Origin of the sequence: Pseudomonas sp. CF161 (assembly GCF_000416215.1) — a bacterium.
Classification (GTDB): domain Bacteria; phylum Pseudomonadota; class Gammaproteobacteria; order Pseudomonadales; family Pseudomonadaceae; genus Aquipseudomonas.
In genome coordinates, this window is the sequence record NZ_ATLP01000038.1 from 198,714 (window position 1) to 223,907 (window position 25,194).

28 protein-coding genes are annotated in these 25,194 nt (G+C 64.1%); 9 read left to right on the plus strand and 19 right to left on the minus strand.

Annotated features, from left to right (window positions below; all coding sequences use genetic code 11):
- Positions 1 to 2 precede the first annotated feature (2 nt).
- Complete coding sequence (locus CF161_RS06230; protein ID WP_020295711.1) at positions 3 to 701, plus strand: helix-turn-helix domain-containing protein; 699 nt, start codon at positions 3 to 5, stop codon at positions 699 to 701.
- 1 nt (position 702) lies between these two features.
- On the opposite strand, the gene CF161_RS06235 is transcribed toward CF161_RS06230, so the two are convergent.
- A complete protein-coding gene (locus tag CF161_RS06235; RefSeq protein WP_020295712.1) occupies positions 703 to 1,590 on the minus strand; it encodes a sterol desaturase family protein in 888 nt (295 codons plus the stop codon).
- Positions 1,591 to 1,741: 151 nt separating this feature from the next.
- Between CF161_RS06235 and CF161_RS06240 the strand changes: the two genes are divergently transcribed.
- Positions 1,742 to 2,059: a PepSY domain-containing protein gene (locus CF161_RS06240; protein WP_020295713.1), complete on the plus strand. Its 318-nt coding sequence runs from the start codon at positions 1,742 to 1,744 to the stop codon at positions 2,057 to 2,059.
- A 190-nt stretch (positions 2,060 to 2,249) separates the two neighbouring features.
- Positions 2,250 to 3,437, plus strand: coding sequence for a GAF domain-containing sensor histidine kinase (locus CF161_RS06245; protein ID WP_020295714.1), 1,188 nt, complete (start codon positions 2,250 to 2,252; stop codon positions 3,435 to 3,437).
- Positions 3,438 to 3,452: 15 nt separating this feature from the next.
- On the opposite strand, the gene CF161_RS06250 is transcribed toward CF161_RS06245, so the two are convergent.
- Together CF161_RS06250 and CF161_RS06255 are read right to left on the minus strand one after the other, a co-directional pair.
- Positions 3,453 to 3,899 (minus strand): hypothetical protein, encoded by a 447-nt coding sequence (locus CF161_RS06250; protein WP_020295715.1) that lies wholly within the window; start codon positions 3,897 to 3,899, stop codon positions 3,453 to 3,455.
- A 111-nt stretch (positions 3,900 to 4,010) separates the two neighbouring features.
- Complete coding sequence (locus CF161_RS06255) at positions 4,011 to 5,636, minus strand: methyl-accepting chemotaxis protein (RefSeq protein ID WP_020295716.1); 1,626 nt, start codon at positions 5,634 to 5,636, stop codon at positions 4,011 to 4,013.
- A 273-nt stretch (positions 5,637 to 5,909) separates the two neighbouring features.
- Here CF161_RS06255 and CF161_RS06260 point away from each other — a divergent pair, with 273 nt between their 5' ends.
- Entirely contained in the window at positions 5,910 to 6,932 is a 1,023-nt protein-coding gene (locus CF161_RS06260; protein ID WP_020295717.1) for a transporter, read from the plus strand.
- 188 nt (positions 6,933 to 7,120) lie between these two features.
- A complete protein-coding gene (locus CF161_RS06265) occupies positions 7,121 to 8,737 on the plus strand; it encodes an inorganic phosphate transporter (RefSeq protein ID WP_020295718.1) in 1,617 nt (538 codons plus the stop codon).
- A 76-nt stretch (positions 8,738 to 8,813) separates the two neighbouring features.
- On the opposite strand, the gene CF161_RS06270 is transcribed toward CF161_RS06265, so the two are convergent.
- The 3 genes from CF161_RS06270 to CF161_RS06280 all read right to left on the minus strand — a co-directional run bounded on the left by CF161_RS06270 (position 8,814) and on the right by CF161_RS06280 (position 11,590).
- Complete coding sequence (locus CF161_RS06270) at positions 8,814 to 9,788, minus strand: biotin-dependent carboxyltransferase family protein (protein ID WP_020295719.1); 975 nt, start codon at positions 9,786 to 9,788, stop codon at positions 8,814 to 8,816.
- Entirely contained in the window at positions 9,785 to 10,657 is an 873-nt protein-coding gene (locus tag CF161_RS06275; RefSeq protein ID WP_020295720.1) for an allophanate hydrolase subunit 1, read from the minus strand. Before CF161_RS06275 ends, CF161_RS06270 begins: the two co-directional genes overlap by 4 nt.
- A gap of 174 nt (positions 10,658 to 10,831) precedes the next feature.
- On the minus strand, positions 10,832 to 11,590 hold the full coding sequence (locus tag CF161_RS06280; protein WP_020295721.1) for a 5-oxoprolinase subunit PxpA: 759 nt from the start codon (positions 11,588 to 11,590) through the stop codon (positions 10,832 to 10,834).
- A 187-nt stretch (positions 11,591 to 11,777) separates the two neighbouring features.
- On the opposite strand from CF161_RS06280, the gene CF161_RS06285 reads away from it, so the two are divergent.
- Positions 11,778 to 12,695 (plus strand): LysR family transcriptional regulator, encoded by a 918-nt coding sequence (locus tag CF161_RS06285; protein WP_020295722.1) that lies wholly within the window; start codon positions 11,778 to 11,780, stop codon positions 12,693 to 12,695.
- Positions 12,696 to 12,701: 6 nt separating this feature from the next.
- Here the strand turns inward: CF161_RS06285 and CF161_RS06290 are convergent, their stop codons facing one another.
- The 5 genes from CF161_RS06290 to CF161_RS06310 form a co-directional block, all read right to left on the minus strand.
- Positions 12,702 to 13,307 (minus strand): membrane integrity-associated transporter subunit PqiC, encoded by a 606-nt coding sequence (locus CF161_RS06290; RefSeq protein ID WP_020295723.1) that lies wholly within the window; start codon positions 13,305 to 13,307, stop codon positions 12,702 to 12,704.
- Positions 13,304 to 14,986 (minus strand): intermembrane transport protein PqiB, encoded by a 1,683-nt coding sequence (locus CF161_RS06295; protein ID WP_020295724.1) that lies wholly within the window; start codon positions 14,984 to 14,986, stop codon positions 13,304 to 13,306. The genes CF161_RS06290 and CF161_RS06295 overlap by 4 nt, the downstream gene beginning before the upstream one ends.
- Positions 14,979 to 15,593, minus strand: coding sequence for a paraquat-inducible protein A (locus CF161_RS06300; protein WP_020295725.1), 615 nt, complete (start codon positions 15,591 to 15,593; stop codon positions 14,979 to 14,981). Before CF161_RS06300 ends, CF161_RS06295 begins: the two co-directional genes overlap by 8 nt.
- Entirely contained in the window at positions 15,593 to 16,201 is a 609-nt protein-coding gene (locus CF161_RS06305; RefSeq protein ID WP_020295726.1) for a paraquat-inducible protein A, read from the minus strand. Before CF161_RS06305 ends, CF161_RS06300 begins: the two co-directional genes overlap by 1 nt.
- Positions 16,202 to 16,487: 286 nt before the next feature.
- Entirely contained in the window at positions 16,488 to 16,922 is a 435-nt protein-coding gene (locus CF161_RS06310) for a multidrug/biocide efflux PACE transporter (protein ID WP_020295727.1), read from the minus strand.
- A gap of 89 nt (positions 16,923 to 17,011) precedes the next feature.
- Here CF161_RS06310 and CF161_RS06315 point away from each other — a divergent pair, with 89 nt between their 5' ends.
- Positions 17,012 to 17,866 (plus strand): LysR family transcriptional regulator, encoded by an 855-nt coding sequence (locus CF161_RS06315; protein ID WP_020295728.1) that lies wholly within the window; start codon positions 17,012 to 17,014, stop codon positions 17,864 to 17,866.
- Here the strand turns inward: CF161_RS06315 and CF161_RS06320 are convergent, their stop codons facing one another.
- Complete coding sequence (locus tag CF161_RS06320; protein WP_020295729.1) at positions 17,867 to 18,715, minus strand: LysR family transcriptional regulator; 849 nt, start codon at positions 18,713 to 18,715, stop codon at positions 17,867 to 17,869.
- Positions 18,716 to 18,825: 110 nt separating this feature from the next.
- Here CF161_RS06320 and CF161_RS06325 point away from each other — a divergent pair, with 110 nt between their 5' ends.
- The gene (locus CF161_RS06325; RefSeq protein WP_020295730.1) at positions 18,826 to 19,551 is read left to right on the plus strand and encodes an SDR family oxidoreductase; all 726 of its coding nucleotides are present in this window, start codon (positions 18,826 to 18,828) and stop codon (positions 19,549 to 19,551) included.
- Positions 19,552 to 19,601: 50 nt separating this feature from the next.
- Here CF161_RS06325 and CF161_RS06330 read toward each other — a convergent pair whose 3' ends face one another.
- From CF161_RS06330 to CF161_RS06345, 4 genes are all read right to left on the minus strand, one after another.
- A complete protein-coding gene (locus tag CF161_RS06330) occupies positions 19,602 to 20,855 on the minus strand; it encodes an RNA polymerase sigma factor (RefSeq protein WP_020295731.1) in 1,254 nt (417 codons plus the stop codon).
- Positions 20,855 to 21,346 (minus strand): SRPBCC family protein, encoded by a 492-nt coding sequence (locus CF161_RS06335; RefSeq protein ID WP_020295732.1) that lies wholly within the window; start codon positions 21,344 to 21,346, stop codon positions 20,855 to 20,857. Before CF161_RS06335 ends, CF161_RS06330 begins: the two co-directional genes overlap by 1 nt.
- Positions 21,347 to 21,372: 26 nt before the next feature.
- Positions 21,373 to 21,717, minus strand: a complete 345-nt coding sequence (locus CF161_RS06340; protein WP_020295733.1) for a YciI family protein — start codon at positions 21,715 to 21,717, stop codon at positions 21,373 to 21,375.
- 68 nt (positions 21,718 to 21,785) lie between these two features.
- Positions 21,786 to 22,220: an SgcJ/EcaC family oxidoreductase gene (locus tag CF161_RS06345; RefSeq protein WP_020295734.1), complete on the minus strand. Its 435-nt coding sequence runs from the start codon at positions 22,218 to 22,220 to the stop codon at positions 21,786 to 21,788.
- Positions 22,221 to 22,360: 140 nt separating this feature from the next.
- On the opposite strand from CF161_RS06345, the gene CF161_RS06350 reads away from it, so the two are divergent.
- The gene (locus CF161_RS06350; protein ID WP_043228769.1) at positions 22,361 to 22,846 is read left to right on the plus strand and encodes a GNAT family N-acetyltransferase; all 486 of its coding nucleotides are present in this window, start codon (positions 22,361 to 22,363) and stop codon (positions 22,844 to 22,846) included.
- A 10-nt stretch (positions 22,847 to 22,856) separates the two neighbouring features.
- On the opposite strand, the gene CF161_RS06355 is transcribed toward CF161_RS06350, so the two are convergent.
- The 3 genes from CF161_RS06355 to CF161_RS06365 form a co-directional block, all read right to left on the minus strand.
- Complete coding sequence (locus tag CF161_RS06355) at positions 22,857 to 23,354, minus strand: GNAT family N-acetyltransferase (protein WP_020295736.1); 498 nt, start codon at positions 23,352 to 23,354, stop codon at positions 22,857 to 22,859.
- A gap of 403 nt (positions 23,355 to 23,757) precedes the next feature.
- Positions 23,758 to 24,246 carry a GyrI-like domain-containing protein gene (locus CF161_RS06360; protein WP_020295738.1) on the minus strand — a complete coding sequence of 163 codons (489 nt, stop codon included), beginning with the start codon at positions 24,244 to 24,246 and terminating at the stop codon, positions 23,758 to 23,760.
- A gap of 69 nt (positions 24,247 to 24,315) precedes the next feature.
- On the minus strand, positions 24,316 to 24,978 hold the full coding sequence (locus CF161_RS06365; protein WP_043228772.1) for a LysE family translocator: 663 nt from the start codon (positions 24,976 to 24,978) through the stop codon (positions 24,316 to 24,318).
- Positions 24,979 to 25,194 lie beyond the last annotated feature (216 nt).

Genomic DNA, 25,194 nt, shown 5'->3' on the forward strand with positions numbered 1-25,194 from the left:
GAATGGGCCGCGAGCGGCGGTTGCCGGCAGCCGAATGGACCGGACAGCTGTGGCTCGGCCGCGACTATGGCCTGATCCACGGTGAGCTGGGGCGTACTACGCCCCACGCCCATTACGCCCATCAGTTGCTCCTGGCCGTGGACCAGCCACTCACCATCAGCCTCGACGGCGCCCTGCACATCGGGCGTCAGCTGTTTGTTCCGGCAATGCGCAGCCACGCGATCATCGAGGCACCGGGCGTGGTGTTCACGGTCTATGCCGAACCCTTGCTGATCGATGCCCAGGCGCTGCAAGACGCGGTGCTCGATGCCGAACTGTCGCTGCCCGGGCTGGACCAGGCCTTGCGCCAGTGCCCGCGCCAGGCAATCCAGGATCCGCGTATCGAACGGGCGCTGGCGGCGCTCGACGCCGCCCTGATCGGCAAGGTGCCGGCGGCCTCCCTGGCGGCCCATGCCCATCTGTCCTTGAGCCAGCTGGAACGGCTGTTTGCCAGCCAGGTCGGGTTGCCGGTGCGGCGCCTGGTGCTGTGGCGCCGGCTGCGCCTGGCCATGGCCCTGGTACTGGCGGGCAAGTCGGTGACCGACGCCGCCCATGGCGCCGGTTTTGCCGACTCGGCGCACTTCTCGCGGACCCTCAAGGCGCTGTTCGGCGTGACCGCACGCCAGGCCCTGCAAGGCATTGAACTGCGCCTGCTGGAATGACTCAACGGCGCAACGGCGACGGCACCTGCGGCTCGCGGCCCAAGGTCGGCGCCTGGAAGGGATCAAGCAGCTGCGGCCAGTAATCCACCGGAAAATCCGGGCGGCTGCCGATGCCCAGGTCGCCGTCGCGAATCGGGTATTCATGGCTGTAAAACGCCGTGCCCAGCAGCCAGTCCCACAGGTTGAAGAACAAACCGAAATTCACATCCCCGGCGCGGCCGTACTTCATATGGTGCAGGCGGTGCATCGGTGCCCAGGCGAACACCCAGCGCAGCGGCCCCAGGCGCATCTCGACATTGGAGTGTTGCAACAGCAGCTGGATGGCAATGGCAAAAGCCAGCAACTGCGCCACCTGCAACGGCAGGCCCAGCACCAGCAACGGCAACAGCCCGGCCGATGCCTCGACCATCTGGTGCAACGGGTGCTTCATCAAGCCATTGAAGCCATACAAGCGCTGCACGCTGTGATGCACCGCGTGCAGACGCCAGAGCAGCGGCAGGCGGTGGCTGGCGTAATGGGCCAGGGTGATGCCGCAATCGGCCACCACAATGGCCAGCAGCACCTGGGCCCACAACGGCCAGGCCTGAGGCCACAGGCCGTCATGGCCGAGCAGCGCCACCAGCCCCGGCACCAGCAACAGGCCCAGGGCGTTCAGGCTTTCATTGACCAACGCATGCAGCACATCGCGCAGCCGGTCCTGGCGCGGGCGGTTCCAGCAGGGCTCATAGGGCAGCCACCACTCGGCCATAAACGACACCCCCAGCGCACCGACAAACAACAGCGCCAGCCAACCCGGTGCAACCCCGCCCTCTCCCACCAGCCACACCCCGGCCCCGATAAAGCCAAACCAGAACAACGGCGCATAGATACTGCCCATCAAGCCTTTCATAAGGTTCTCCCGTGATCGAGCCCGCAGCATGCAAGCCGGCGTCGTCACGGAATTGAACAAACGGCGCAAAGGTTGCGCCAAATTAAGGGTGAATTAAGTTCGAGCGGCTAACCTGAGGCCACTTAAACAGTTCACCCCAAGGAATACACCGATGAAAACGTTGACTGCCCTGTTCGCCGCTGCTGCCCTGACCCTGACCGCTGGCCTGGCCCAGGCTGACGTTCGCCCCGACCTGATTCCGGGGCTGCTCAAGGCTGGCACCATCATGGACCTGGAAAAACTCAACCAGGCCGCCCTGGCCCAACACCCCGGCACCACCGCCGCCAACATCACCGACACCGAACTGGAACACTCCGCCGCAGCCGGCTACGTGTACCAGGTAGAACTGCGCGATGCCAAAGGCGTGAAATGGGAAATCGACCTGGACGCCAAGAGCGGCAAGGTCCTGAGCAACAAGCAAGACCAGTAAGGCAACCGACAGACAGGCCGCGCGTCCTCAGGGGCGCGCGGCTTTTTTGTGGCCCGCCGCTGGCAAACCGACGCCAGAAACAAATCCGCCCGGGGCCCAAGGAAATTGCCACCCACCCGCGTCAGCTCGCTAGAATCACCCCCAGGTTCGGCGGCGCATAAGGTGTCGCGCCTTATGTACAGAGAATGAAATGGGGCAGACAGCAGCCGACATCGCCACCATCGGCCGGATCAGCGCAGTACCGGCGATGTTGCAGGTGATTCGTGAAATGACCGGCTTGCGCTTTGCCGCGGTGGCCCGAGTTACCGAGACCTCGTGGCACGCCTGCGCGGTCCTCGATGACCTGGAGTTCGGCCTCAAGGTCGGCGGCGAGCTGGACCTGGTCACCACCCTGTGCCACGAAATCCGCTCGGCCCACGTCTCGGTCGTGATCGACAAGGCCAGCGAAGACCCGCACTACCACAATCACCACACCCCACGCCTGTACCGCTTCGAGAGCTATATCTCGGTCCCGGTGTTTCGCACCGACGGCAGCTTCTTCGGCACCATCTGCGCCCTCGACCCCAGCCCGGCGGCACTCAAGGCCAGCGCCATCCAGAGCACCATGGAGTCGTTCGCACGCCTGCTGTCGCTGCAGATCGAAGCCGAAGAAAGCCAGCAGCAGACCGAAGCCGCGCTGCAGCAGGAGCGCCAGACCGCCGAGCTGCGCGAGCAATTCATTGCCGTACTGGGCCATGACCTGCGCAACCCGCTGTTCGCGATCAATGTCGGTGCCGAACGCCTGCTGCGCAAACACCCGAACCCGGCCACCGACCCGATCGTGCAGCACATCCTCAACTGTGGACGGCGCGCCGCGCAGTTGGTCGAAGACGTGCTGGACTTCGCTCGGGGACGCCTGGGGCCCGGCATCACGCTGAACATCGCGTCCAGCCAGGATCTGGAGCAAACCCTGCATCACGTGGTGGCGGAGGTGCAGAGCGTGCACCCGGAGCGCCCCATCCAGTGTGTGATCGGCGATTTGCAGGGCATCCGCTGCGACCGTGACCGGGTCGCGCAACTGCTCTCCAACCTGGTGGCCAATGCCATCACCCACGGCGCGCCCGAAGGCCCGGTGCAGGTCAGGGCCGAAGTGCGTGAGGGCGTGTTTATGCTGGCGGTGCAGAACCCGGGGCAGATTCCCCCGGCGATCCTGCCCTACCTGTTCCAGCCGTACTCGCGCCCGGCCAGCGATACGCCGCAGGCCGGCCTGGGCCTGGGGTTGTATATCGCCGACCAGATCGCCCGCTCCCACGGCGGGCGCATGGACCTGGCCTCAAGCGCCGAGCACGGCACGCTCTTCACCTTCAGCCTGCCCCTGGCGCCTGAAGCTCGGGCCTGAAACAAGCGCCTGATCTCAGGCCGTGGTGTCGACCAGCGAGCCGGACGAACTGCTGCTCGAATCCTGCAAGGCTTGCAGCAGTGCGGCGGTGGCGGTCTGCAGCGAGCCGCTGGTGGAAGCGATCTGCGATTGCGCGGCGGCCACGGCGGCGGCCTTGGCATCCTTGCTGTCCTGACTGGCCTGGGCGGCCTGCAGCTGCTGTTGCTGCTCCTGCAACTCTTTCTGCAATTGCGCAATCTGCTTGCGCAGCGCCTTGACCGCATCCGACTCCTCGCTGCTGCTGGAACTGCCGCCGGACGCCGCAGCCCCCGAAGCACCGCCCGCCTTGCTGCTGTCACCGGAGGCAGCACTGGCCGCGGCAACCCCGGTCTCGGTGCTGCTGGCCTCGTCACTGGCGCTGGTCGCCAGCTTGCTGGTGCTGACCTGGGGTTGGGTAATGGAAACGGAACTGATACTGACCATGGGCATGGGCCTCGTGAGTTGGGGTTCGCCCTACCATCGACGCCGGCCCGGTCAACTTGAGAGTGACTGTGTACCGACCTGGTAAGCAGGCCGATACACAGGACGCGGCGGTCAGTTGCCCAGGCGCGCGGTGACCTCGTTCAACTGCCCCGACAAGCCATGCAGGTTGCGGCTTGCGGCTTCGGTGCGCTGCACGTTGTCGAGGTTGGTACTGGCGATGCTGGTGATCTCGGTCAGGTTGCGCGAAATGTCCTCGGCCACCGAGGTTTGCTCTTCCGCGGCCGTGGCGATCTGGCGGTTCATGTCACGGATCGCCTCCACAGCCACGGTGATCCGCTCCAGCATCGCCCCGGCCTGGGTCACTTGCTCGACGCTCTGCTCGCTGCGCGACTGGCCGCTTTCGATGGCCTGGGCGGCGTCCACCGCGCCGGTCTGCACGGTCTGGATAATCTGGTTGATCTCGATAATCGAGGCCGCCGTGCGTTGCGCCAGGCTGCGCACTTCGTCCGCCACCACCGCGAAACCACGTCCGGCCTCGCCGGCGCGGGCCGCCTCGATGGCCGCGTTCAGCGCCAGCAGGTTGGTCTGTTCGGCAATCCCGCGGATCACCTCCAGCACTTTGCCGATGCGCCCGCTGTCGGTTTCCAGCTGGCGAATGACCTTCGCGGTGTTGGCGATTTCGCCGCGCATCAGGGTGATGGTGTGGATGGTGCCCTGCATCACCTGTTCGCCCTGTTGCGCCGAATGATCGGCATCGTCGGCCGCGCGCGCCGCATCGGCGGCGTGGCGTGCCACTTCCTGGGCCGTGGCGGACATTTCGTTCATGGCCGTGGCCACCTGGTCGGTGCGGTTGAACTGCTCGTTGGTGCCCTGGGCCATCAACCCGGCGATGGAGCTCAACTCGCCGCTGGCGCTGTCCAGGTCGGAGGTGCTGCGTTGCAGGCGGCTGAAGGTGTCGGCGAGGAAATCACGCAGGGTGTTGGCGGCCATGGCCAAGCGGCCCAGTTCGTCCTGGCGGTCACTGGCGACACGTTCGGCAAAACGCCCCTGGCTCAGTTGCGCGACATACTCGATCAGGGTGCGGATCGGCTGCACCAGGTTGCGGTTGACCAGCCACAGGCTGAACAGGCCGATCATCAGGCCCGACGCCAGCATCACCAGAATCCCGATCCAGATCGTGCGTTCGGCTCCGGCGCTGATCAGCAGCGACTGCTGGTCGCCCTGCTTGCGCAACTGGCTGACCAACTCACTCATCTGCTCGCTGGTCGCACGATCCAGGCCCTTGACGGCCACATCGCCAGCTGCCGGATCCGCACCCGCCGCCACATAGGCGTCCCGGCCTTTCTGATAGGCCGCACCGAGCTGGCGATGCTCTTCGCGCAGGCGTTCGACCTGGCTTTTCAATTGCGCGTCGACACCTGGGGCCATCGCCAACTGGCCGAGAATGCCCTGGACATCGCTCTGGCGGTCTTCGAACAATTTCCAGTATTTGCTGCGTTCTTCAGGCTGTTTGCCGCGCAGCAGGACGTTCTTCCATTCCTGGACCTGGCTCTTGAACTGCAAGTTGGCCTCGTCGACCAGCTGCGAAGTGCGCAGCGGCCCCTCGATCAGATTGCGATAACTTTGCACACCATTGGACAGGAAGTTGAAACACGCCAGGGCGATCAACAACATCGCAAACAGGCTGCCGCTCAACAAGGCGAGCGTTTGCGCGCGCAGGGATTTTTGCAAGAACATCAAATGAGATCTCATGGCAGGGATGGAACACATCCGAAATGGACATGGGTGGCACACAGACATCCCTGTCAGGGCAGTCGACGACGGGCCGATGCTCGACTGCTGTGAGCGTGATCGGCGCGCAGCGGGCTTTCTTGAGCGCCTCCGACCACCGGTAGCAGGGCGCGCATTCTGCACCTGAAACTGTCACAAAAACGTCAAAAAGCCTTGCGATGATAAAGCCCAAGTGAACCTGTAAAACGCCTACAGGTGGCTTCCCTCCTGCGAGACTCCATGAACCACAGCATCGACCAAAGCCATCGCGATTCCGATCTGTTCGGCCTGTTGTACGGCTTCAGTTTTCTCCCGGGGCAAGCCGGCCGCGAGCTGGACTCGGCCAAGGCTCTGGAATGCCTGAAACAAGCAGGGGACGGTGACGAGTTTCTCTGGCTGCACCTGAACCTGGCCCACGCGGCCTGCGAGCGCTGGATGAAGGCTCACCTGGAACTGCCTGAAGAGTTTTTCGAAGCGCTGCATGAAGGCTCGCGCTCCACCCGCATCGAGCATGTGGACTCGGCCCTGCTGGCGGTGGTCAACGACGTGGTGTTCAACTTCAGCAGCATGGTCTCATCGGATATCTCGACCCTGTGGGTCTGCGCCCGCAGCCGCCTGATCGTCAGCGCCCGCCTGCAACCCCTGCACTCGGTGGACAAGCTGCGCTCCTCGGTCAAGGCCGGCGAGCGCTTTCGCTCGCCCCTGGAACTGCTGGTGCACCTGCTGCGCGACCAGGGCGAGGTACTGACCCAGATCGTGCGCAAGACCAGCCAGAGCGTGGACCAGATCGAAGACCAACTGCTGGCCGCCCGGGTCTCCACCAACCGCGCCGAACTCGGGGCCATGCGCCGGGTGCTGGTGCGCCTGCAACGACTGCTGGCGCTGGAACCGGGCTCGCTGCTGCGGCTGCTCAACCGGCCGCCGCAATGGCTGCAGAAGGAAGACGTCAAGGAGTTGCGCAAATCCACCGAGGAGTTCGCGCTGATCATCAACGACCTCACGGCCCTGGGGGAGCGAATCAAACTGTTGCAGGAAGAAATCGCCGCCAACCTCAACGAACAGACCAACCGCACCCTGTTCACCCTGACCGTGGTCACCGTGCTGGCGCTGCCGATCAACATCATCGCCGGCTTTTTCGGCATGAACGTGGGCGGCATTCCGTTTTCCGCAGACCCCGAAGGCTTCTGGATCCTGGTGGCCCTGGTCGCCACCTTCACCCTGTTCGCCGGCCGCTGGGCCTTTCGCAAACGCCAGGACTATTGAGCCAACACCCGCTGGCCCTGCATGACACCCCTTCCCCTGACCGACACAGCGCCTGTAACGGTATGCCGAAAGGCCCATTCAGATCAGCGGCCCACCCAATCGCACAAACACTGACCTGACGCAGTCTCTCTGTAACATTTGGCAACGATCATGGAGCCCACTCCTCCCCTCCACAGGATTGTCCGGCAATGGCCACCCCTTCCCTGACTGCCGCCACCCCCTCTTCCACCCGCGAAACCAAGCCCCAGCTGGATAAAAAGGCCAGCCCCTTCACCCTGGTGATGTTTTTCGCGGTACTGGCCATGGGCTTGCTGTTCACCGCCTACAGCCTGATGCATGACATGCACGAACTGGGCACCACCGTGACCACCTGGACCCCGTTCCTGCTGCTCGGCGTGGCGCTGCTGATCGCCCTGGGTTTCGAATTCGTCAACGGTTTCCATGACACCGCCAACGCCGTGGCGACGGTGATCTACACCCACTCGCTGCCACCGCATTTCGCCGTGGTCTGGTCGGGGTTCTTCAATTTCCTCGGGGTGCTGCTGTCCAGCGGCGCCGTGGCCTTCGGCATCATTGCCCTGCTGCCGGTGGAGCTGATTCTGCAAGTCGGCTCATCGGCCGGCTTCGCCATGATCTTCGCCCTGCTGATCGCCGCCATCCTGTGGAACCTCGGCACCTGGTGGCTGGGGTTGCCGGCGTCTTCGTCCCACACCCTGATCGGCTCGATCATCGGGGTCGGCGTGGCCAATGCCCTGATGCATGGCCGCGACGGCACCAGCGGTGTGGACTGGGGCCAGGCCACCAAAGTCGGGTACGCCCTGCTGTTTTCGCCGCTGATCGGTTTCGCGTTCGCCGCCCTGCTGCTGTTGGCCCTGCGCCTGTTCGTGAAGAACCGCGCGCTGTACAAGGCGCCCAAAGGCAACACTCCGCCGCCGTGGTGGATTCGCGGCATGCTGATCCTCACCTGCACCGGTGTGTCCTTCGCCCACGGCTCCAACGACGGCCAGAAAGGCATGGGCCTGATCATGCTGATTCTGGTCGGCACCCTGCCCATGGCCTACGCGCTGAACCGCACCATGCCGGCCGACCAGGCCCTGCAATTCGCCGCGGTGGCCGAAGTCACCCAGCAGGCCCTGAGCAAAGGTTCGCCACAGGCGGCGCCCGCCGATCCGCGGCCGATCCTTTCCGATTACGTGCGCAACAAGCAGGCCACGCCTGAGCTGATCCCGGCGCTGGCAGCGCTGGCCGGTCATATCGGCAACGAAGTGAAGGGCTATGGTTCGTTGTCCAAAGTGCCGGCCGAGGCCATGGGCAACGTGCGCAACGACATGTACCTGACCAGCGAAACCATTCGCCTGATGGACAAGAACAAGGTCGGCCACTTCGACGCCGACACCCAGGACAAGCTGCAGCTGTTCAAGCAACAGATCGACAACGCCACGCGCTTCATTCCGCTTTGGGTCAAGATCGCCGTGGCCATCGCCCTCGGCCTTGGGACCATGGTCGGCTGGAAACGCATCGTGGTGACGGTCGGTGAAAAGATCGGCAAGACCCACCTGACCTACGCCCAGGGCGCCTCGGCGGAAACCGTGGCCATGCTGACCATCGGCGCCGCCGACATGTTCGGCCTGCCGGTATCGACCACCCATGTCCTGTCATCGGGCGTGGCCGGGACCATGGTCGCCAACGGCGGCGGGCTGCAGATGCGCACCATCCGCAACCTGCTGATGGCCTGGGTCCTGACCCTGCCGGCGGCGATCCTGTTGTCGGGCAGTTTGTATTGGTTGTTTACCCAACTGTTTTGAGCGGGCGTGTAGTTGTCAGGCTTGGGCGGCGTTTGGATGCGGGCTGGGGCGGCTACGGGTGTAGCCGCCACGGTGCTCAGGAGGGAAACAGTTTGCTCAGGCAGCCCAGCTTTTTCTTGTAGGAACGCCGGGCCTCCAGCGCCTGTTCGAGGGTCACCGCGACGAAGCGGGCCTTCTGGTTGGGTTGCATCTGGCCGATCAGGTCGAGGTCGGCGCTGATCACGGTGCCGATCATGGCGTAGCCGCCACCGGACACCGCATCCCGATGCAACACGATCGGTTCGAGCCCCGCAGGCACCTGGATCGAACCGATGGGGTAGCAGCTGTCGACGATGTTCGACGGATCGGAGCCGGCACCAAACGGCTGCTCCCGCGGCTGAAAACCCAGGGCACTGCCGCCCTTGAAGCGATAGCCGATACGGTCAGCTTCGGAGCCCACGGTCCAGGGCTCGGCAAAAAAGCTGACCTTGGCCGCCTCGCTCAAGCGCTCGTAATACAGGCCGGGCACCACCCGCAGCGTGACCTCACCACCCAGGGACTGACGCAAGGCCATGGGCAAGCTCGCACCGACCCGGCTCTTGCCGCTGTCCACACCCACGGGCAACTCATCGCCGACCGCCAGCCGCCGCCCCTGGAAACCGCCCAGGGCGCCGAGGGTGTAAGTGGAACGACTGCCCAGCACCAGCGGCACATCGATGCCGCCGGCCACCGCCAGGTAAGCGCGGGCGCCGGCCTTGGGAAAGTCCAAACGCAGCACTTGCCCGGCCTTGACCGCAAAGGCCGTGTCCAGGTGCATGTCCACCCCATCGAGCTTGGGCGTCATGTGCGCGCCGCAGACCGCCACCAGGGCGTCGCGGCCAAACTCCAGCTCCGGCCCCACCAGCGTGCACTCCAGCGCCGCCGCCCCCGGCGGGTTGCCCACCAGTTGGTTGGCCGCGCTCAAGGCGTATTGATCCAGGGCCCCGGACGGCGGAATACCCAGGTGGTAATAGCCTTCGCGCCCGAGATCCTGCACCGATGTGGCCAAACCCGGTTTGATGACCTTGATCATGCCAACGCCTCCTGCAACGACTTCGGATAGCCGACCGGGTCGGCGAGAAAGGCATCCAGTGAAAACTCCACCGGCCGGATACGCAGGTCGAAACGACCGGCCTCTACTTCGGCCACCGCCAGGTCGTAGGCCTCGCGGTCCATGGGTTTGAACTGGACGATGTCGCCGGGGCGGAAGAACACCATGTGCTCTTTCAGATACGCCAGGGTTTGCTCGGGGTCGTAGATCGGGGCCGGGGTCACGCCAAACATCTGATAACCGCCCGCCCCGCGCACCGAGTAGATGCAGCCGAAACAGCCGCCGTGGCCCAGGGTCAGCTTCGGCGTATCGGTGCGCGGCCGCAGGTACTTGGGCACCTGCAACTGACGCTCGCGCTCGACCATCTGGAACATGAACGGTAAGCCGGCGACAAAGCCGACCATCGACACAAACCAGGGCGCGCCACTGTGGGCCGCGACAAACGCCTCGACGTCGGCCAGGCCGTTGATCCGCGCGGCGTACTCAAGGTCCGTGGCGCTCGGGTCCTGATGGCGGTCACGAAAACGCATCAGGGTTTCGTGGGTCCAGGGATCGTTGTACAGCACCGGAATCTCGATGATTCGGGTGTGCAAGCTGCGTTCGGCCACGGCTCCGGCCTCGGCGCCGCGCACCGCCTCCAGCAGCGCCTGGGGAGCGATGCGGTCGGGGTCGAACCGGATCTGGAACGAAGCATTGGCCAGGCATATGTCCAGCACCCCATCCAGGGCCAGGCGCTCCACGGCGCGGGTCACGGCCATGCCCTTGAAAAACGCCTCCAGGGACATGCTGTCGCTGACCTCGGCGAACAGGTGCTCATCGGCACCAAAGCTGTAGCGAATCGCTGTGCTCATGCCGCACCTGCCCGGCATTCAATCACCGCAGGTTGGCCCGGGACCGTGGCGGCCTGGGTGGTAACACTGTATTCAGCCATGTCTGTTCCTCTTGGAATACTTGTAGAAAGGCAGGCAAAAAAATTCAACGCATTCAGCGAAACCCGAGGTCTGCGCACTCGGTGTTCCAGGGCATCAGCGCGGCGCACGCACCTCGATACCGGCCTGGTCCAGCGCCTGGCGAGTGGCCTGGACCAAGGCCAGGGCCCCGGGGGTGTCGCTGTGCAGGCAGATGGAATCGAAGGCGATGGGCAGGTCCTGGCCTTCGACCGTGCGCACCAGGCCGCTCTGGCAGGCGCGCAACACCTTGGCCGCGACTTCGCCAGGATCCAGCGCGCGCACCTGGCGGGTAAAGACGATGGAGCCGCTGAGGTCGTAGTCGCGGTCGGCGTAAAACTCGCGGATCACCGGTTGCCCCAGCTCGCGGGCCACGCGCCAGATCACCGAATCGGGCATGCAGTACAACAGCAGCTGCGGCTCCAGGCGTTGCAGGTTTTCCACCAGCAGGCGCGCGGCCTGTTCATCCCGCGCCAGGTGCATGTACAGCGCGCCGTGGGGCTTGATGTGTTGCAGCGCTACGCCCTGGGCCCGGGCGATTTCCCGCAGGGCGCCGAGTTGGTAGAGCATGTCGTCGACCAGCTCCTGGGCCGGGGCATTGATGTGTCGGCGGCCAAAACCCACCAGGTCGCGGAACCCCGGGTGAGCACCGATGGCCACCCCCAGGCGCTTGGCGGTCTCGACCGTGCGGCGCATGGTGCCGGGGTCGCCGGCGTGAAAGCCGGTGGCGATATTGGCTGAACTGATAAAGCCCATCAGCTCGGTGTCGACGCCATCGCCGATGGTCCAGGGGCCGAAGCTTTCGCCCATGTCCGAATTGAAATCCACTGCCTGCATCACCGTTGCTCCGCCTGTCGTGACTGGTTGCAGGCAAAATTAGGCTGGGGGCCTACCCCTTGGGAAGATCTATTATCAGATAGGGTATCTTCTGAAAAACAGATAATACTGTCGCCGTAGCCTCGCGGGGCTTGGCAGCGGCTACGGCTGGTTATTGGATCAATGTGGGCGGTTTGAGGAGTTGTGGATGTCTTTGACGTTGCGCCAGGTGCGCTACTTTGTGGCCACTGCCGAGATCGGGCAGATTTCCCAGGCGGCGATTCACCTGAATATTTCCCAGTCTGCGGTGACCACGGCGATCAAGGAACTGGAAGCCATGCTCGCGGTGCAGCTGTTTGTGCGCTCGGCCCAGGGCATGAACCTGACCGATGCCGGGCGGCATTTTCTCAACCGCGCCTACGTGATTCTGCGCAGCGTCGACGACGCCTTGAACAGCCCGCTGCCGGACTACCGCGCCAGCGGCGTGCTGCGCCTGGCGGCAAGCTACACGGTGATCGGCTATTTCCTGCCCCATCACCTGCAACGCCTGGAGCACTGGCACCCGGACGTGACCATCGAGGTCCACGAGCAGGAGCGCCAGGCCATCGAACACGGCCTGCTAGAAGGCCGCTTCGACATGGCGGTGGTGCTGACCGCCAACCTCACCCACCCGGCTATCGTTTCGGAGATTCTGTTCAACTCCGAACGGCGCCTGTGGCTGCCCAGCCACCACCCGCTATGCGAGCGGGCGGCGGTCAGCCTGGCCGACGTGGCCCGCGAACCCTACATCCTGCTCACCGTGGATGAGGCCGAACAAAGTGCCATGCGCTACTGGGAACACGCCGGGCAGCAACCCACGGTGCGGGTGCGCACCAGCTCGGTGGAGGCGGTGCGCAGCATGGTGGCCAACGGCAGCGGGGTGGCGATTCTGTCCGACCTGGTGCATCGCCCCTGGTCGCTGGAGGGCAAGCGCATCGAGACCCTGACCGTCACCGACCCGGTCACGCCCATGAGCGTGGGCCTGGCCTGGCACCGCGAGCGCAACTTCACCCCGGCGATGCAGGCATTGCGTGATTATTTCCACGATGCGTTTCTGGCACCGCAGCAGCTGTCGGCTCGGCGCTGATCAGGCTCAGGGGCAAGGGGTGGACGGCACTTGCGCCCAGCGCCGAGCGGTACTGGCAATGCTCTGCGCCAATTGCCCGATGGCCTGCTGGTGCGCCAATACCAACGCCTCCAGTTCGACACCGGCCGGCTGGCGGATCTGGCTGCTGCAGGTCAGGCTGCGAGCCTGTGCGCCCTCGCCGCGCAGGCGCAGGCTCCACACCACATCGATCAAGGCATAGCGCCCCGGCAACGAATCAAAGCGGCGCACATCCGTCTGCAACGACAGCAGCGGGCGCCCGGCCTGCTTGGGCAGCCCTTCCAGGTTGCGGGTCCCCAACTTCACCTCCAACTGGCTGGCCAGGGCGTCATGAAACTCATCCACCAGCGGCGCACTCCAGCGCTGGGTCTCCAGAATCGCCAAGGTCCCGCCATCCAGGCGCACCACCAACTGTGGCTGGTCGACCTGGGCCGGAATGCGCACCGTCGCCATCTCGAACTGAAACCCCGGCGCCGCAACGCCAGCGGCGGCCCCTTCGGCCACGGGCGACATCAGCGTGTAGTAACGGGTCGGCGCCGAACTGCAGGCCGCCAGGCCCACTACCGCACTCAACAACAGGATCGGGGTTTTCATGGCAGGGCTTCCGGCTCGGGTTCACGAACAGAGGATGACGTGGATTTGTAGGCATCCGGCTGATTGTCCTTGAGGCGACCGCGAATCAACGACTCGGGATGGCGGCTGAGGAAGTCGGTCAACACCCGCACCGAACGCGCAGTGCGTTGCACTTCATCCATCGCCTGGCCCAGGCGCAGGCGCTCTGGCGAGTCCTCGGAAAAACTGTCGTTGGCGGTGGCCAGGGTTTTGCGGGTCTGCACCAGGGTATCGCGCATCTGCGGCAGCACCTCGCCGTTGACCTGTTTCAGGGTCTTGTTCATTTCCCCGAGGCTGGCGTTGAGGTTGTTGGCGATGGCATCGAGCGGCAATTTGCTGATTTTCTCGACCACTTGCTGCACTTGCTCCTGCAGCTTGTCGAGGCTGCCCGGCACGGTGGGAATCTCCAGCGGCTTGGCATTCTGGTCGAACATCACCGGCTTGGCGTTGGGCATGAAGTCCAGGGAAATCAGCAATTGCCCGGTCAGCAGGTTGCCGCTGCGCGCCTGGGCCCGCAGGCCGCGCTTGACGAAGCCGGCGATCAACTCCGCGGAGCGCGCCTCGTCCTCCCCGCCCCATTCCTTGAGCAGTTTTTCCTGAACCTTGCCCAGGCGATTGGGGTAGATCACCACACCGACCACGGTCCAGAAGTCCTTTTTCTGCTCGTCGAAATCCAGGTTCATCGACACCACTTTGCCGATGTTCACCCCCAGGAACTCCACCGGGGCATTGATCGCCAGCCCGCGCAACGGCTGGTCAAAACGCATGCGCATGTAGCGCGGCTCGCCATCGGGCGGCGCCAGGGCGGTGTCCTGGTCGTCGAACAGGGTGTAGGTGGCGTTTTCAGCCGCAGGCTCCGGGTTCGGGCTGTATTTGGGTTCAACAAAGGCAATGCCGCCCGCCAGGATCGACGACAGGGACTCGGTGTTGACCTTGAGCCCGTTGGCCCCCAGGGTCACGTCCACGCCGCTGGCGTTCCAGAAGCGCGAATCGGTGGTGACGTACTGGTCGTTGGGCGAGTTGACGAACACCCGCACATCCACCCCTTTGCCATCGCTGGCCAATTGATAGGAAATCACCTGCCCGACCTGGATCCGCCGGTAATAGACCGGCGAGCCGATGTCCAGCGACCCCAGGTCATCGGTGTGCAGGGTGAAGCGCTTGCCCTGCTGGCCGTAGGTCACCGCCGGCGGGGTTTCCAGGCCGACGAACTGTTTGCTGGTCTTGCCCGATTGCCCGGCGTCGGCACCGATGAAGGCCCCGGAAAGCAAGGTATCGACCCCGGAGATACCGTTGGCGCCGATACGGGGCCGCACCACCCAGAACATCGAGTCATCGGCGGTGAACGGCTGGGCCGACTGATCCAGTTCGACGGTGGCGTTGACCTTGCTGCGGTCATCGCTCAGGGCAATGGCAGTGACCTTGCCGATCACCACATTCTTGTATTTGACCTGGGTCTTGTTGGCTTCCAGGCCTTCTGCGGTGAGGAAGCTGATGGAGATCTGCGGCCCGGCCGACAAGGAGTTATTGATCATCATCGACACCCCGACCAGGGCCGCGACAATCGGCACCAGCCATACCAGGGATACGTTGAAACGCCGTGTCCTGACCGCCGGAGTGCCTGGGGCAGGCGATTGCTTGGAACCTGGATCATCAGACATCTTTCACCTCTACATCCCAGATGAGCCGGGGATCGAAACTCATGGCTGCCAACATCGTCAGCACCACCACCAAACCGAAAAACAGAATGCCCATGCGCGGCTCGATCGAGCTCAGGGCACGGAACTGCACCAGCGCGGCCACCAGCGCGACCACGATCACGTCGAGCATCGACCAGTAGCCGATCACTTCGATAAAACGGTAGAGCCGGGCGCGCTCGCGCATCGCCCAATGGCTGCGCCGCTGGCAACTGATCAGGAGGGTCGCCAGGACAAAGAATTTGATGCAGGGCACCACCACGCTGGCGATAAAGATCAGCAGCGCGATGTCCCAGGAGCCGTGGCTCCAGAACTCGTAGACGCCGCTGAGGATGGTGTTTTCACTGCCGCTGCCGAACATGCTGGTGTACATGACCGGCAACAGGTTGGCCGGGATATAGAAAATCAGGCTCGCCAGCAGGAACGCCCAGGTCCGCGTCAGGCTGTTGGGCTTGCGCCTGTGCACGGCGCCATCGCAGCGCGGACAGTGATGGACGTCTTGCGCGCAGACCTGGCCGCAGGTATGGCAGAGCATCAATTGCAGGTCGCGGGCGTAGGGTGGCGCGCTCATCAATAGCGGCCCTCCAGGTCGTGCCAGAGCCGGCGGATGTCTTTGCCGGAAATCAGGATGATCAGCACCGTCAACATCGACAGCGCCCACAGCCCAAGGCCCGGGTGCACATCGAGCATGCCCGCCAGCTTGACGATGGCCACCAGGATGCCCAGCAGGCACACCTCGAGCATGCTCCAGGGCCGCAGGTGTTCCAGGGTGCGCATGCAGGTCTTGAAGCCCGGCGCAGCGCGGCCGACATTGGCAAAGCCAAGCACCCAGCACAGCAGAACGATCTGCAGGCAGGGGGCAAGGATGATGGTCAAGCCGGTGACGGCGGCGATCAGGCTGATGCGCCCATAGGCCAGGGCCTCGACCGATTGCCAGAGGGTGGCTTCGTTGCTCAGGCCTTCGAGGCTGATCTTGATCACGGGAAAGGCGTTGGCGAACACAAACAGCAAGGCAGCGGTAATCGACAGCGCAAACAGCTGCTGCACGCTCCAGCGGCTGGCCCTGGCGAGCACTGCGCCGCAGCGTGAACACTGGGCCGTCTGGCCTTTGCCAAGCGGCACGGATTGATACAGCGAATCGCAGTGCTCGCAGATGATCCAGGATGGAGAAAGGGTCATGGCCTTCAGCTAGTCGAGGGAACAGCAGGTTCGGTTACATGAACCGGCACATCGCTTCTATCAATCATCACCCTGGCCGGTTCCAGGCTCCAGGCCTGCAACCCCAAGACCGAGTGCGCCCCGAGCGTCACCGTGAAGGTCGCTATCAGGGCTCTGCATCGGGCTGTTGCAGGCTGCAATGCAGCATAGCCAACTCAAGCGCGGGTTGCTGTTTAAAGAAACGCCGCTGCCGCAACGCGCGGCTATCGCCTCTCGGCAGCGGACTCTATGACCCAGGCCCGTGACATTAGTTCGCCATTCGCAGGCGCATCAGACGCTCCCGCGCCAGGTCGTACAGCCAGTGATACAGGTAGGTGTACGGCAGGAAAAACAGCAGCACGCCGATATCCAGCAGCAAGGCCTGCCACAGGCTGACCTGCAACCACCAGGCAATCAGCGGCACACTGACCGCCACCAGCCCGCCTTCGAACAACAGGGCGTGCAAGACCCGAGTCCAGGGGCTGTGGCTCAACGCCAGGCGCTTGAGCAGGCGATCGAACAGGCTGTTGAACACCACGTTCCAGGCCAGGGCAATCAGGCCGATGCCCAGGGTGACCGCGCCCATGTTCACCAGGGGCTTGTCCATCAACCAGGCCAGCAACGGCGTACAGATCAGCAACGCCAGCACTTCGAAGCCAACGGCCTGGGCAACACGTTCTTTCAGGGATTTCTGGGGGCTCATGGTCCGGCTCCAGGGGTGAATGTGGTTGCCATGATCCAATCAGATACCGATACTTCATAACCAATAACCATCGATCAAGGCGATAGTTCATGGCTTCACATGAAGTGCTGCTGGCGTTTGTCCAGGCGGCCACCCAGGGCTCGTTCTCCGCTGCTGCGCGCAAGCTGGGCAAGAGCCAGTCGACCATCAGCGCCGCTGTCGCCAGCCTGGAGATCGACCTCGATGTGCAGTTGTTCGACCGCAGCAGTCGCAAGCCCGGGCTGACTCCCGCCGGGCATGTGCTGCTGCAGCGCGCCGAAGAGATCCTGGCGGCCACCAGTCGCCTGGAAATGGCCGCCAGCCAGTTGTCCCGGGGGGTCGAGGCCAAGCTGACGGTGGCGCTGTCCGACACCTATCAGTCGGACCGCTTCGAGTCTTCCCTGCAAGCGTTCGAACAACGCTATCCGGACCTGGAACTGGAATGCCTGATCGCCGAATGCGAAGACCTGGTGGAACTGGTGCAACGCGGGCGGGCGCAGATCGCCTTCGCCGAAATGCAGCCCAGTTACCCCACGGACCTGGACTCGGCCACCGTCGATGAACGCACCGAGATCGCTTTGTTCGTGTCGCCGCAACATCCCCTGGCGAGCCTCGCCAAGGTCGACAAGGAGACCTTGCAGCAGCATCGCGAACTGCGCCTGGCGACGGTGATCAACCCTTACGAAAGCCGGGCCCGGGGCCGTGTCTGGTCGGCCCCCAGCTACCTGATGCTGCTGGAAATGGCCCAGGGCGGTTTCGGCTGGGCGCCCTTGCCGCGCTGGCTGGTAGAACGTTTCGGCGCGGGCAGCCTGCACGAACTCAACGCCCGCGGCTGGCCGCGCCTGGTGGCGGTGGATGCCCTCTGGTCACGCCTGCATCCGCCCGGCCCGGCAGGCAGTTGGCTGCTGGGGCAGATGCTTGAGTAGTCAGCCTGTAGCCGCTGCCGCCAGGGGCGCCGGGCGATGGGTGAGGAAGTATTCGTGCAGCCCGCGCAAGGTCGGCAACTCCAGCGCCTGGGCCGCGTAGCACAGGCCCACGCGCCGACTGGGGGCCGGCAGGTGCAAAGCACGGGTGACCACGCCAGGGCGCCCCCGGGCCAGGGACAGCGGCAGCATGGCCACGCCCACGCCGGCGGCCACCATGTGCATGGCCTGTTTCAGGGATCCGGCATGCCCGGCCACCGCTTCAGGCGAGCGCCCGTACAGCGCCATCAACCGCTGATGGGAAACATGCTGCGGGCAGGTGATCCAGTCCTCGATCGGCAGCCACCCGCGGCCTTCGTCTCGGGCCATGGCGTGCGCCGCGGGCAAGGCCATCACATAGGGTTCTTCCCACAGCGGCAGGAACAATTCGTCTTCACAGCACAACTCTTCAACCGCCAGCCGGGCATCGCCGACGCAACCTTCCTGCAGCGTCAGCAACAGGTTCGGCAAGCCCTGATGGGCCAGGCGCACAAAGGCTTCGATCTGACTGTCGGCGATATCACCCTCCACTCCCAGCACCAGCGGCGCACGGTTTTCGCGGGCGCGAAACAACCGGCTCAAGGCCTCGGCTTCAGCCACCATGCGCCGCGCCTGGGGGTACAGCACCCGCGCCTCGTCACTCACTTCGACCCCGCGCGGCTGACGCAGAAACAAGGCCGCGCCCAGTTCCTGCTCCAACTGTTTGATGGTCACCGACAGGGTCGGCTGGCTGATAAACAGGCGTTGCGCGGCGGCGGTGATGTTGCGTTCTTCAAACACCGCGAGGAAGGCTTTGAGGTGGCGAATATCCATAGGAAATTCCGATAACAGACAGAGGAATTAGGCATTTTTCAGCGATCATCCGGCTAAATATACTGCCGCTCTGCTTCAGTCATTGGTTTTTATTATTCCAGGAGTTTCCCATGAGCAAGCCACTCATCATCATTACCGGAGCCAGTTCCGGCATCGGCGAAGCCACTGCCCGCCTGCTGTCGGCCGCCGGCCATCCGCTGTTGCTACTGGCCCGGCGCATCGAGCGGCTGCAGGCCCTGAACCTGCCCGACTGCATCAGCCGTGGGGTCGACATCAGCGATCGCCCTGCAGTGCTGGCGGCGGTCAAGGATGCAGAAGCACGGTTCGGCCCGGCCGATGGCTTGATCAATAACGCCGGGGTGATGCTGCTCGGCGAGATCAGCAAACAGGATCCGGCGCAGTGGGACCAGATGCTCGACGTCAACGTCAAAGGCCTGCTCAACGGCATCCACGCGGTGGTGGCCGGCATGAGCGAACGTCAGCGCGGGACCATCATCAACATCAGCTCGGTGGCCGGGCGCAAGACTTTCCCCAATCACGTGGCGTATGTGGGGACCAAGTTCGCGGTGCATGGTTTGTCGGAAAACCTGCGCGAGGAACTGGCGCCGCACAACGTGCGCGTCATCACCATCGCTCCCGGTGCGGTGGAGACCGAGTTGCTCGGCCATACCACCGACGAAGCGATCAAGAGCGGCTACCAGGCCTGGAAACAGGGCATGGGCGGCACCGTGCTCAGCGCCGAAGATGTGGCCGGGGCGATCCAGTTTGCCTACGACCAACCGCAGAATGTCTGCATCCGCGAAATCGTCCTGGCGGCTACGCGGCAGCAGGCCTGAAGAGCTGGCGCATGGCCTGTCGGTGGGTGTAGCCGCTGCCGCAGGCTTGGCTACAAGGACGGCACCAGCGCGGCGAGGCGGCGTTCGAGGAAGCGCCGTTCGGGGTCTTGGCGAGTCAGTTGCAGGGCTCGCAGGTAGGCTTCGCGGGCCTGATCGTCGCGGCCCAGCTGGCGGCAGAATTCGGCCCGGGCCGAGTGCGCCAGGTGGTAATCCTGCAATTCACCACGGGCCAGCAGCGCCTCGACCTGCGCCAACCCCGCCTGCGGACCGTCGCGCTGAGCGAGGGCCACGGCGCGGTTGAGTTCGATCACCGGCGATGGTAGCGCCCTTAACAGCACGTCATACAGGCCGACAATCTGCGCCCAGTCGGTTTGCCCCGCCGTCGGCGCCTCGGCATGCACGGCGGCAATCGCCGCCTGCAGGCAATACACCCCGAAGCGCCGGGTGCCCAGCGCCCGCTCGACCAGGGCGCAGCCTTCGACGATCAGTTCGGCATTCCACAGCCGCCGATCCTGCTCATCCAGCAGCACCAGCTCGCCAGTCACGGAAACCCGCGCCGAGCGTCGCGACTCATGCAGCAGCATCAGCGCCAGCAGGCCCATGACTTCCGGTTCCGGCAGCAGCTCCAGCAACAGCCGCCCCAGGCGGATCGCCTCGCGGGTCAGCTCGTCACGGGTCAGCTCAGTGCCCATGGACGCCGAATAACCCTCGTTGAACACCAGGTAAATCACCCGCAGCACGCTGTCCAGGCGCTCCGGCAGCTCGCCCAGGGACGGCACCTGATAAGGAATTTTCGCCTCGCGGATCTTGGCCTTGGCCCGCACGATGCGCTGGGCAATGGTCGCCGGGGCCGTGAGAAAGGCCCGGGCGATCTGCTCGGTACTCAGGTCGCAGATCTCGCGCAGGGTCAGCGGCACTTGCGCATCCGCCGCCAGGGCCGGGTGGCAGCAGGTGAAGATCAGCCGCAGGCGATCATCTTCCACATCGTCCTCGCTCCACTCGGTCTGCTCCAACTGTTCCAGTTGCCTGGCCAGCGCCGCCTGGGACGCAGCAAACCGTGCGCGTCGGCGCAGGCCGTCAATCGCCTTGAAGCGCCCGACCGACACCAGCCAGGCCCGGGGGTTATCCGGCACGCCGTCGCGCTGCCAACGTTCGACCGCGACAAAAAACGCCTCGTGCATGGCCTCTTCAGCCAGGTCAAAATCCCCCAGCAGGCGAATCAGGGTCGCCAGGATGCGCCGCGACTGCTCGCGGTAGACCGTCTCGACCAGTGCCGGGACGGCCTGCCCCGCGTGCCTGGGCATCAGTCCGGCATGCCTTGGGTGACCAGGGTGACCAATCGATCCAGGCTCTGGCCCCAGCCTTCATGAAAACCCATTGCCTCATGGGCCTTCTGATCGGCTTCGCTCCAGTGCATAGCGCGTGCGGTGTAGAGGGTCTTGCCATCGACTTCGTCGAAGGTCACTTCAGCGGTCATAAAGGGCTTGGCCGAGGGGATCCAGCCCGGGACAAAGGCGTCGGTAAACACCAATCGGCGCGGCGCGACGATCTCCAGGAACACCCCCATGGTCGGGTATTCCTGGCCGTCCGGCGCGCGCATCAGGGTGCGAAACTGGCCACCGACCCACAGGTCCATCTCGCATTCGGGCGTGGTCATGCCATGGGGCCCCCACCATTGAGCCAGCAGGGCCGGCTCGGTCCAGGCGCGAAACACCTTGCGCCGAGGCGCATCGATCAGGCGGCTGATGGACAGTTGGTACTGGGCAGGCGCGTGGCCTGCTTGCGCATGAGTCATGGTCAAACTCCTGTTTATGGTTGTTATCAGGGATTCAATTGACGTACCGGGCGCACCTCGACGCTGCCGACCCGCGCCGCCGGAATATGCCCGGCGACCTGGAGGGCTTCGTTCAGGTCCCGGGCCTCGATCAGGTAGAAACCGGCCAGTTGCTCCTTGGTTTCAGCGAACGGGCCATCGGTGATCGACAACTTGCCGGCGCGCATGCGCACCGTGGTTGCGCTCTGCACCGACGCCAGCGCCTCGGCGGCGAGCATGCGGCCACTGCCCTGCACCGCTTCGGCATAGGCCATGCATTCGGCGTCCGCCGGGCTGTCGGGCAAGCTGTGCAGCAACTGTTCGTCGCTGTAGACCAGGCATAGGTATTTCATGGGGGCTCTCCATGATCGGGCTGATCAACTATGGCCGCTGTTGGGCGCTTTGCCGAAAAACCCGACGATCAGGGTTGCAGGTCGAACTGGGTGCTGCCGCTTTGCATGTCGAACGGTGCCGACCAGTGCTCGTGCCGTACCCGCCACTGTCCGTCGATACGCTGGTAACCGGCACTGACCCGCATCCAGCAGGCCTTGGTCTGCCCCTGCTCATCAGTGCCGCCGCAGTGGGCCAGCCAGTGGGCAAAGGCGATGTCGTCGGCGGCCACGATCTGCAATTGCTCGAAGTCGAAAATCCCCGGTCCGGGGCAGAACTCCATGCACGCCTGCCAATGATCGCGGTAGGCCTGCTTGCCCTTGAACTGCAAGGCGCCCACCGCATCGAAGGCGGTAATGTCCTCGACGTAGTAACTGACGATGCGCTCGATATCCTTGGCCATCACCGCCTGGCGCCAGGCGTCGATCAGGCTGCGAATCTGGTTTTCACTGGGGTGCGTGCTCATGGGGGTACTCCTTGCCATTGAGTGAAGACACCCTTAGTCGTCTGCGCGTCCCGCCAATCGACATGCCCAAGAAAAAAAAATGCGCAAACACCGCAAATCGCTAAAATCGACGCCCCTCCAAAAACAACATGGACAGTGCCTTGACGACCCGACTGGTGCCTTACGAACAGCTCGACGCCACCCAGCGCGAGCAACTCGACGGCCTTGAAGTACACCCGGAACAACAGGCTTTTTCCGGCGACATCTACACCGCCCTGCATACCCTGCTCAAGGCACCGGAGCCGGGCATCAAGGGCTTCGCCCTGCTCGCCGATGAGCGGCCGGTGGCGTTTCTGCTGCTCAAGCACGGGCCATTCCTGCCGCACTGGGCCAGTGCCGGCACCGCCACCCTGCATGCCTTGCAAGTCGACCACCGGGTCCAGGGCCGGGGTTACGGCCAGGCCTGCCTGCAAGCGTTGCCCGAGGCGGCGCGCCTGGCCTGGCCGGAACTCAAGGGCTTGATGCTGTCGGTGGATGCGGATAACCAGGCCGCGCTCAAGCTCTACCTGAAACAGGGTTGGGTCGACAGCGGCGAGGCCTACAAGGGCCGCATCGGCTACGAACGCAGGATGACCCTGGACTTCTAAGGCCGTCGGCCTACAGCTCAAGCACCATTTCGTGCCAGGCCATGCCGCCGTGGTCCGACGCCGAGGCTTTGCAATAGACGAAGCCGAAGCGCTGGTACAACGGCACATGCCGCTCCTTGCACATCAGGTGGATGCTGGCCTTGCCCAGATCGCCCATGTTGCCGATAAACGCCTGCAGCAGCTGCCGCGCCACGCCCAGGCCCTGGTAATCCGGGTGCACCACCACCGACATGATCACCACGTGGGGGCCGGCCGGGTCGTGGCCGATCAGTTCCTTGAACGCCTCATCGGCCATTTCCACCTCAAAGGCCGCGCCGGAGTTGATAAAGCCGGCGATCACCCCGTCCACTTCTGCAACGATAAAGCCGGTAGGCCAAGTGGCGATGCGGGTGGCGATCTTTTCCCGGGTGGCGGCTTCATCGCCCTCATAGGCCAGAGTTTCGATGGCGAAACAACGGTCCAGGTCGGCGGGCAAGACTTGGCGAATTTCAAGGTTGGAAGCATTCATGGCGGGCAACGGGGACCTCGGGCGGGTGAAGGGGCAGGCGCGGATTCTACCAACGCCGGGGCGTTGCCAGCCGGCTTGCCGGACAAAAACGTAGCAACGGCGTATGGATTCTTCACCCGCCCGTAAAACCTCCATATACACGCTGGCCAAGGCCCGGCGGCGAGGCTATTTATCTGGGCCCGGCGTGCTCCCGGCCTGCAACTGGCCGGGCGCCTGCCTCCTGTATCGGAGCCCTGTCCATGAGCAACACCCAAATCGGCCTGCTTCTGTTGTTTGGCATCAGCACCTTCGGTTTCATCACGCTGTACATCGACTTCCTGCATGAACGACGGGATAAAAAACAGCGCTGAGCGCCCCTGGCTGCTGCCGTTGCCGCACCCGCCAGGGCGCCTTCGAAAACGCCTCAGTCGGCCTTGAGCGGCAGCCAGATTTCCAGCACACCGTCACCGGTGGCCGGGTTGAAGTCGGCGCTGTAACGCTCGAACTCCGGCGCATCCGCCGCCTCGCGCCCGGACTGCGGCAGCCAGGTTTTCCAGATGTAGTGAAAGGTCTGGGGCAAGGACTGCAGCGGCCCCTGATGCTCGAATACCGCGTAGTGCTGCGGCTGCACTTCAACCCAGCGATACCGTTCGGGCAAGTCGTCGAGCTTGCTGATCTCGACGCCCGCCACGTAGTCGAACGCACCCTGGCCATCGGCGTTGCAGCAAATGCCGTAGGTCACGTCATCCACCTGGCCCGGCACCTGGCCGATATGGGGCGCAAACTGCTCCCACAGCTGGGGAATAGTCGCGGCGCTGGCCTGGTCGTAACGCCCGCCCAAACCGGCAAGCAGCAGAAAACGCCCTCTTTCGAAGCGCGGTTGCGAGGCGATGCCCTGTTTTTGCTCATCCATGAAAAGCCACTCCTGCCGGTTAGAAACGGGTTCGGCTGCAAGTATAGAGGCCAAACCCGAGTTGCTTCGTCAGAGTGCTGGAAGTTCTGCCAGGGCGCCGCCGCCGATAAACTCCTGGTAGCCAGATAGGATCACGTAGACCGCGAAATAGCAGAAGATCGCCGCAGATGCCAGATAGGAGTAGCGCAGCAGTTTGTCGCCGAGCAACTTGCCACCCTGGGTCGCAGCCAGGCACAGGCCCATGGTCCAGACCAGCCCGGCACAGAAGAACCCGGCCAGGAACAGCCCGGAACTGGCGATGCCGCCGCCCCCGGATCGGGCAATCAGGGTCCCGCCCACCGCGGCGAACCAGAGGATCGCGCTGGGGGATGACATGGCCAGGAAGATCCCGCGAAAGAACTCCTTGCGCGGCGAACCGTTGTCCGCCTCCCCCGCTTCCGCCAGCACCGAACTGTGGTGGATCGCCGAATAGATCATCTTCGCCGCGAAGTACACCAGCAGCGCCGAGCCCCCGATCCACAAGACCCAGCGCACGCTCTCGTACTGCAACAACACGGTCATCCCGGCCAGGGCCAGTACGGCATAGACCAGGTCGCCGACACAGGTCCCCAGGCCCAGGCAGAAACCTTGAAAATAGCCGCGCTGCATGGCCAGGGTAATCATCGCGATATTGGCCACGCCGATGTCCAGGCACAGCGAAAGGCTCAGCAGAAAGCCGCTGGTAAACTCCATCATTCATCCCGTTCAAGGCAGTTGCACACAGAGCCCCCTCATGGGGCACCACTTGCTAAGGCAAAAAGCGTGCACGTTATAGCGGCAAACCACCGCGCCTCACAAATGCTCGCCGAGGCCTGCAAAAAATTTGCGCGTCACCTCTGGACAAGCAGCCAGTCGCGCCCTTATCGTCAGCGCCGCAGGCCACCGCAGTGGCCAACGTCGCTCGGACGG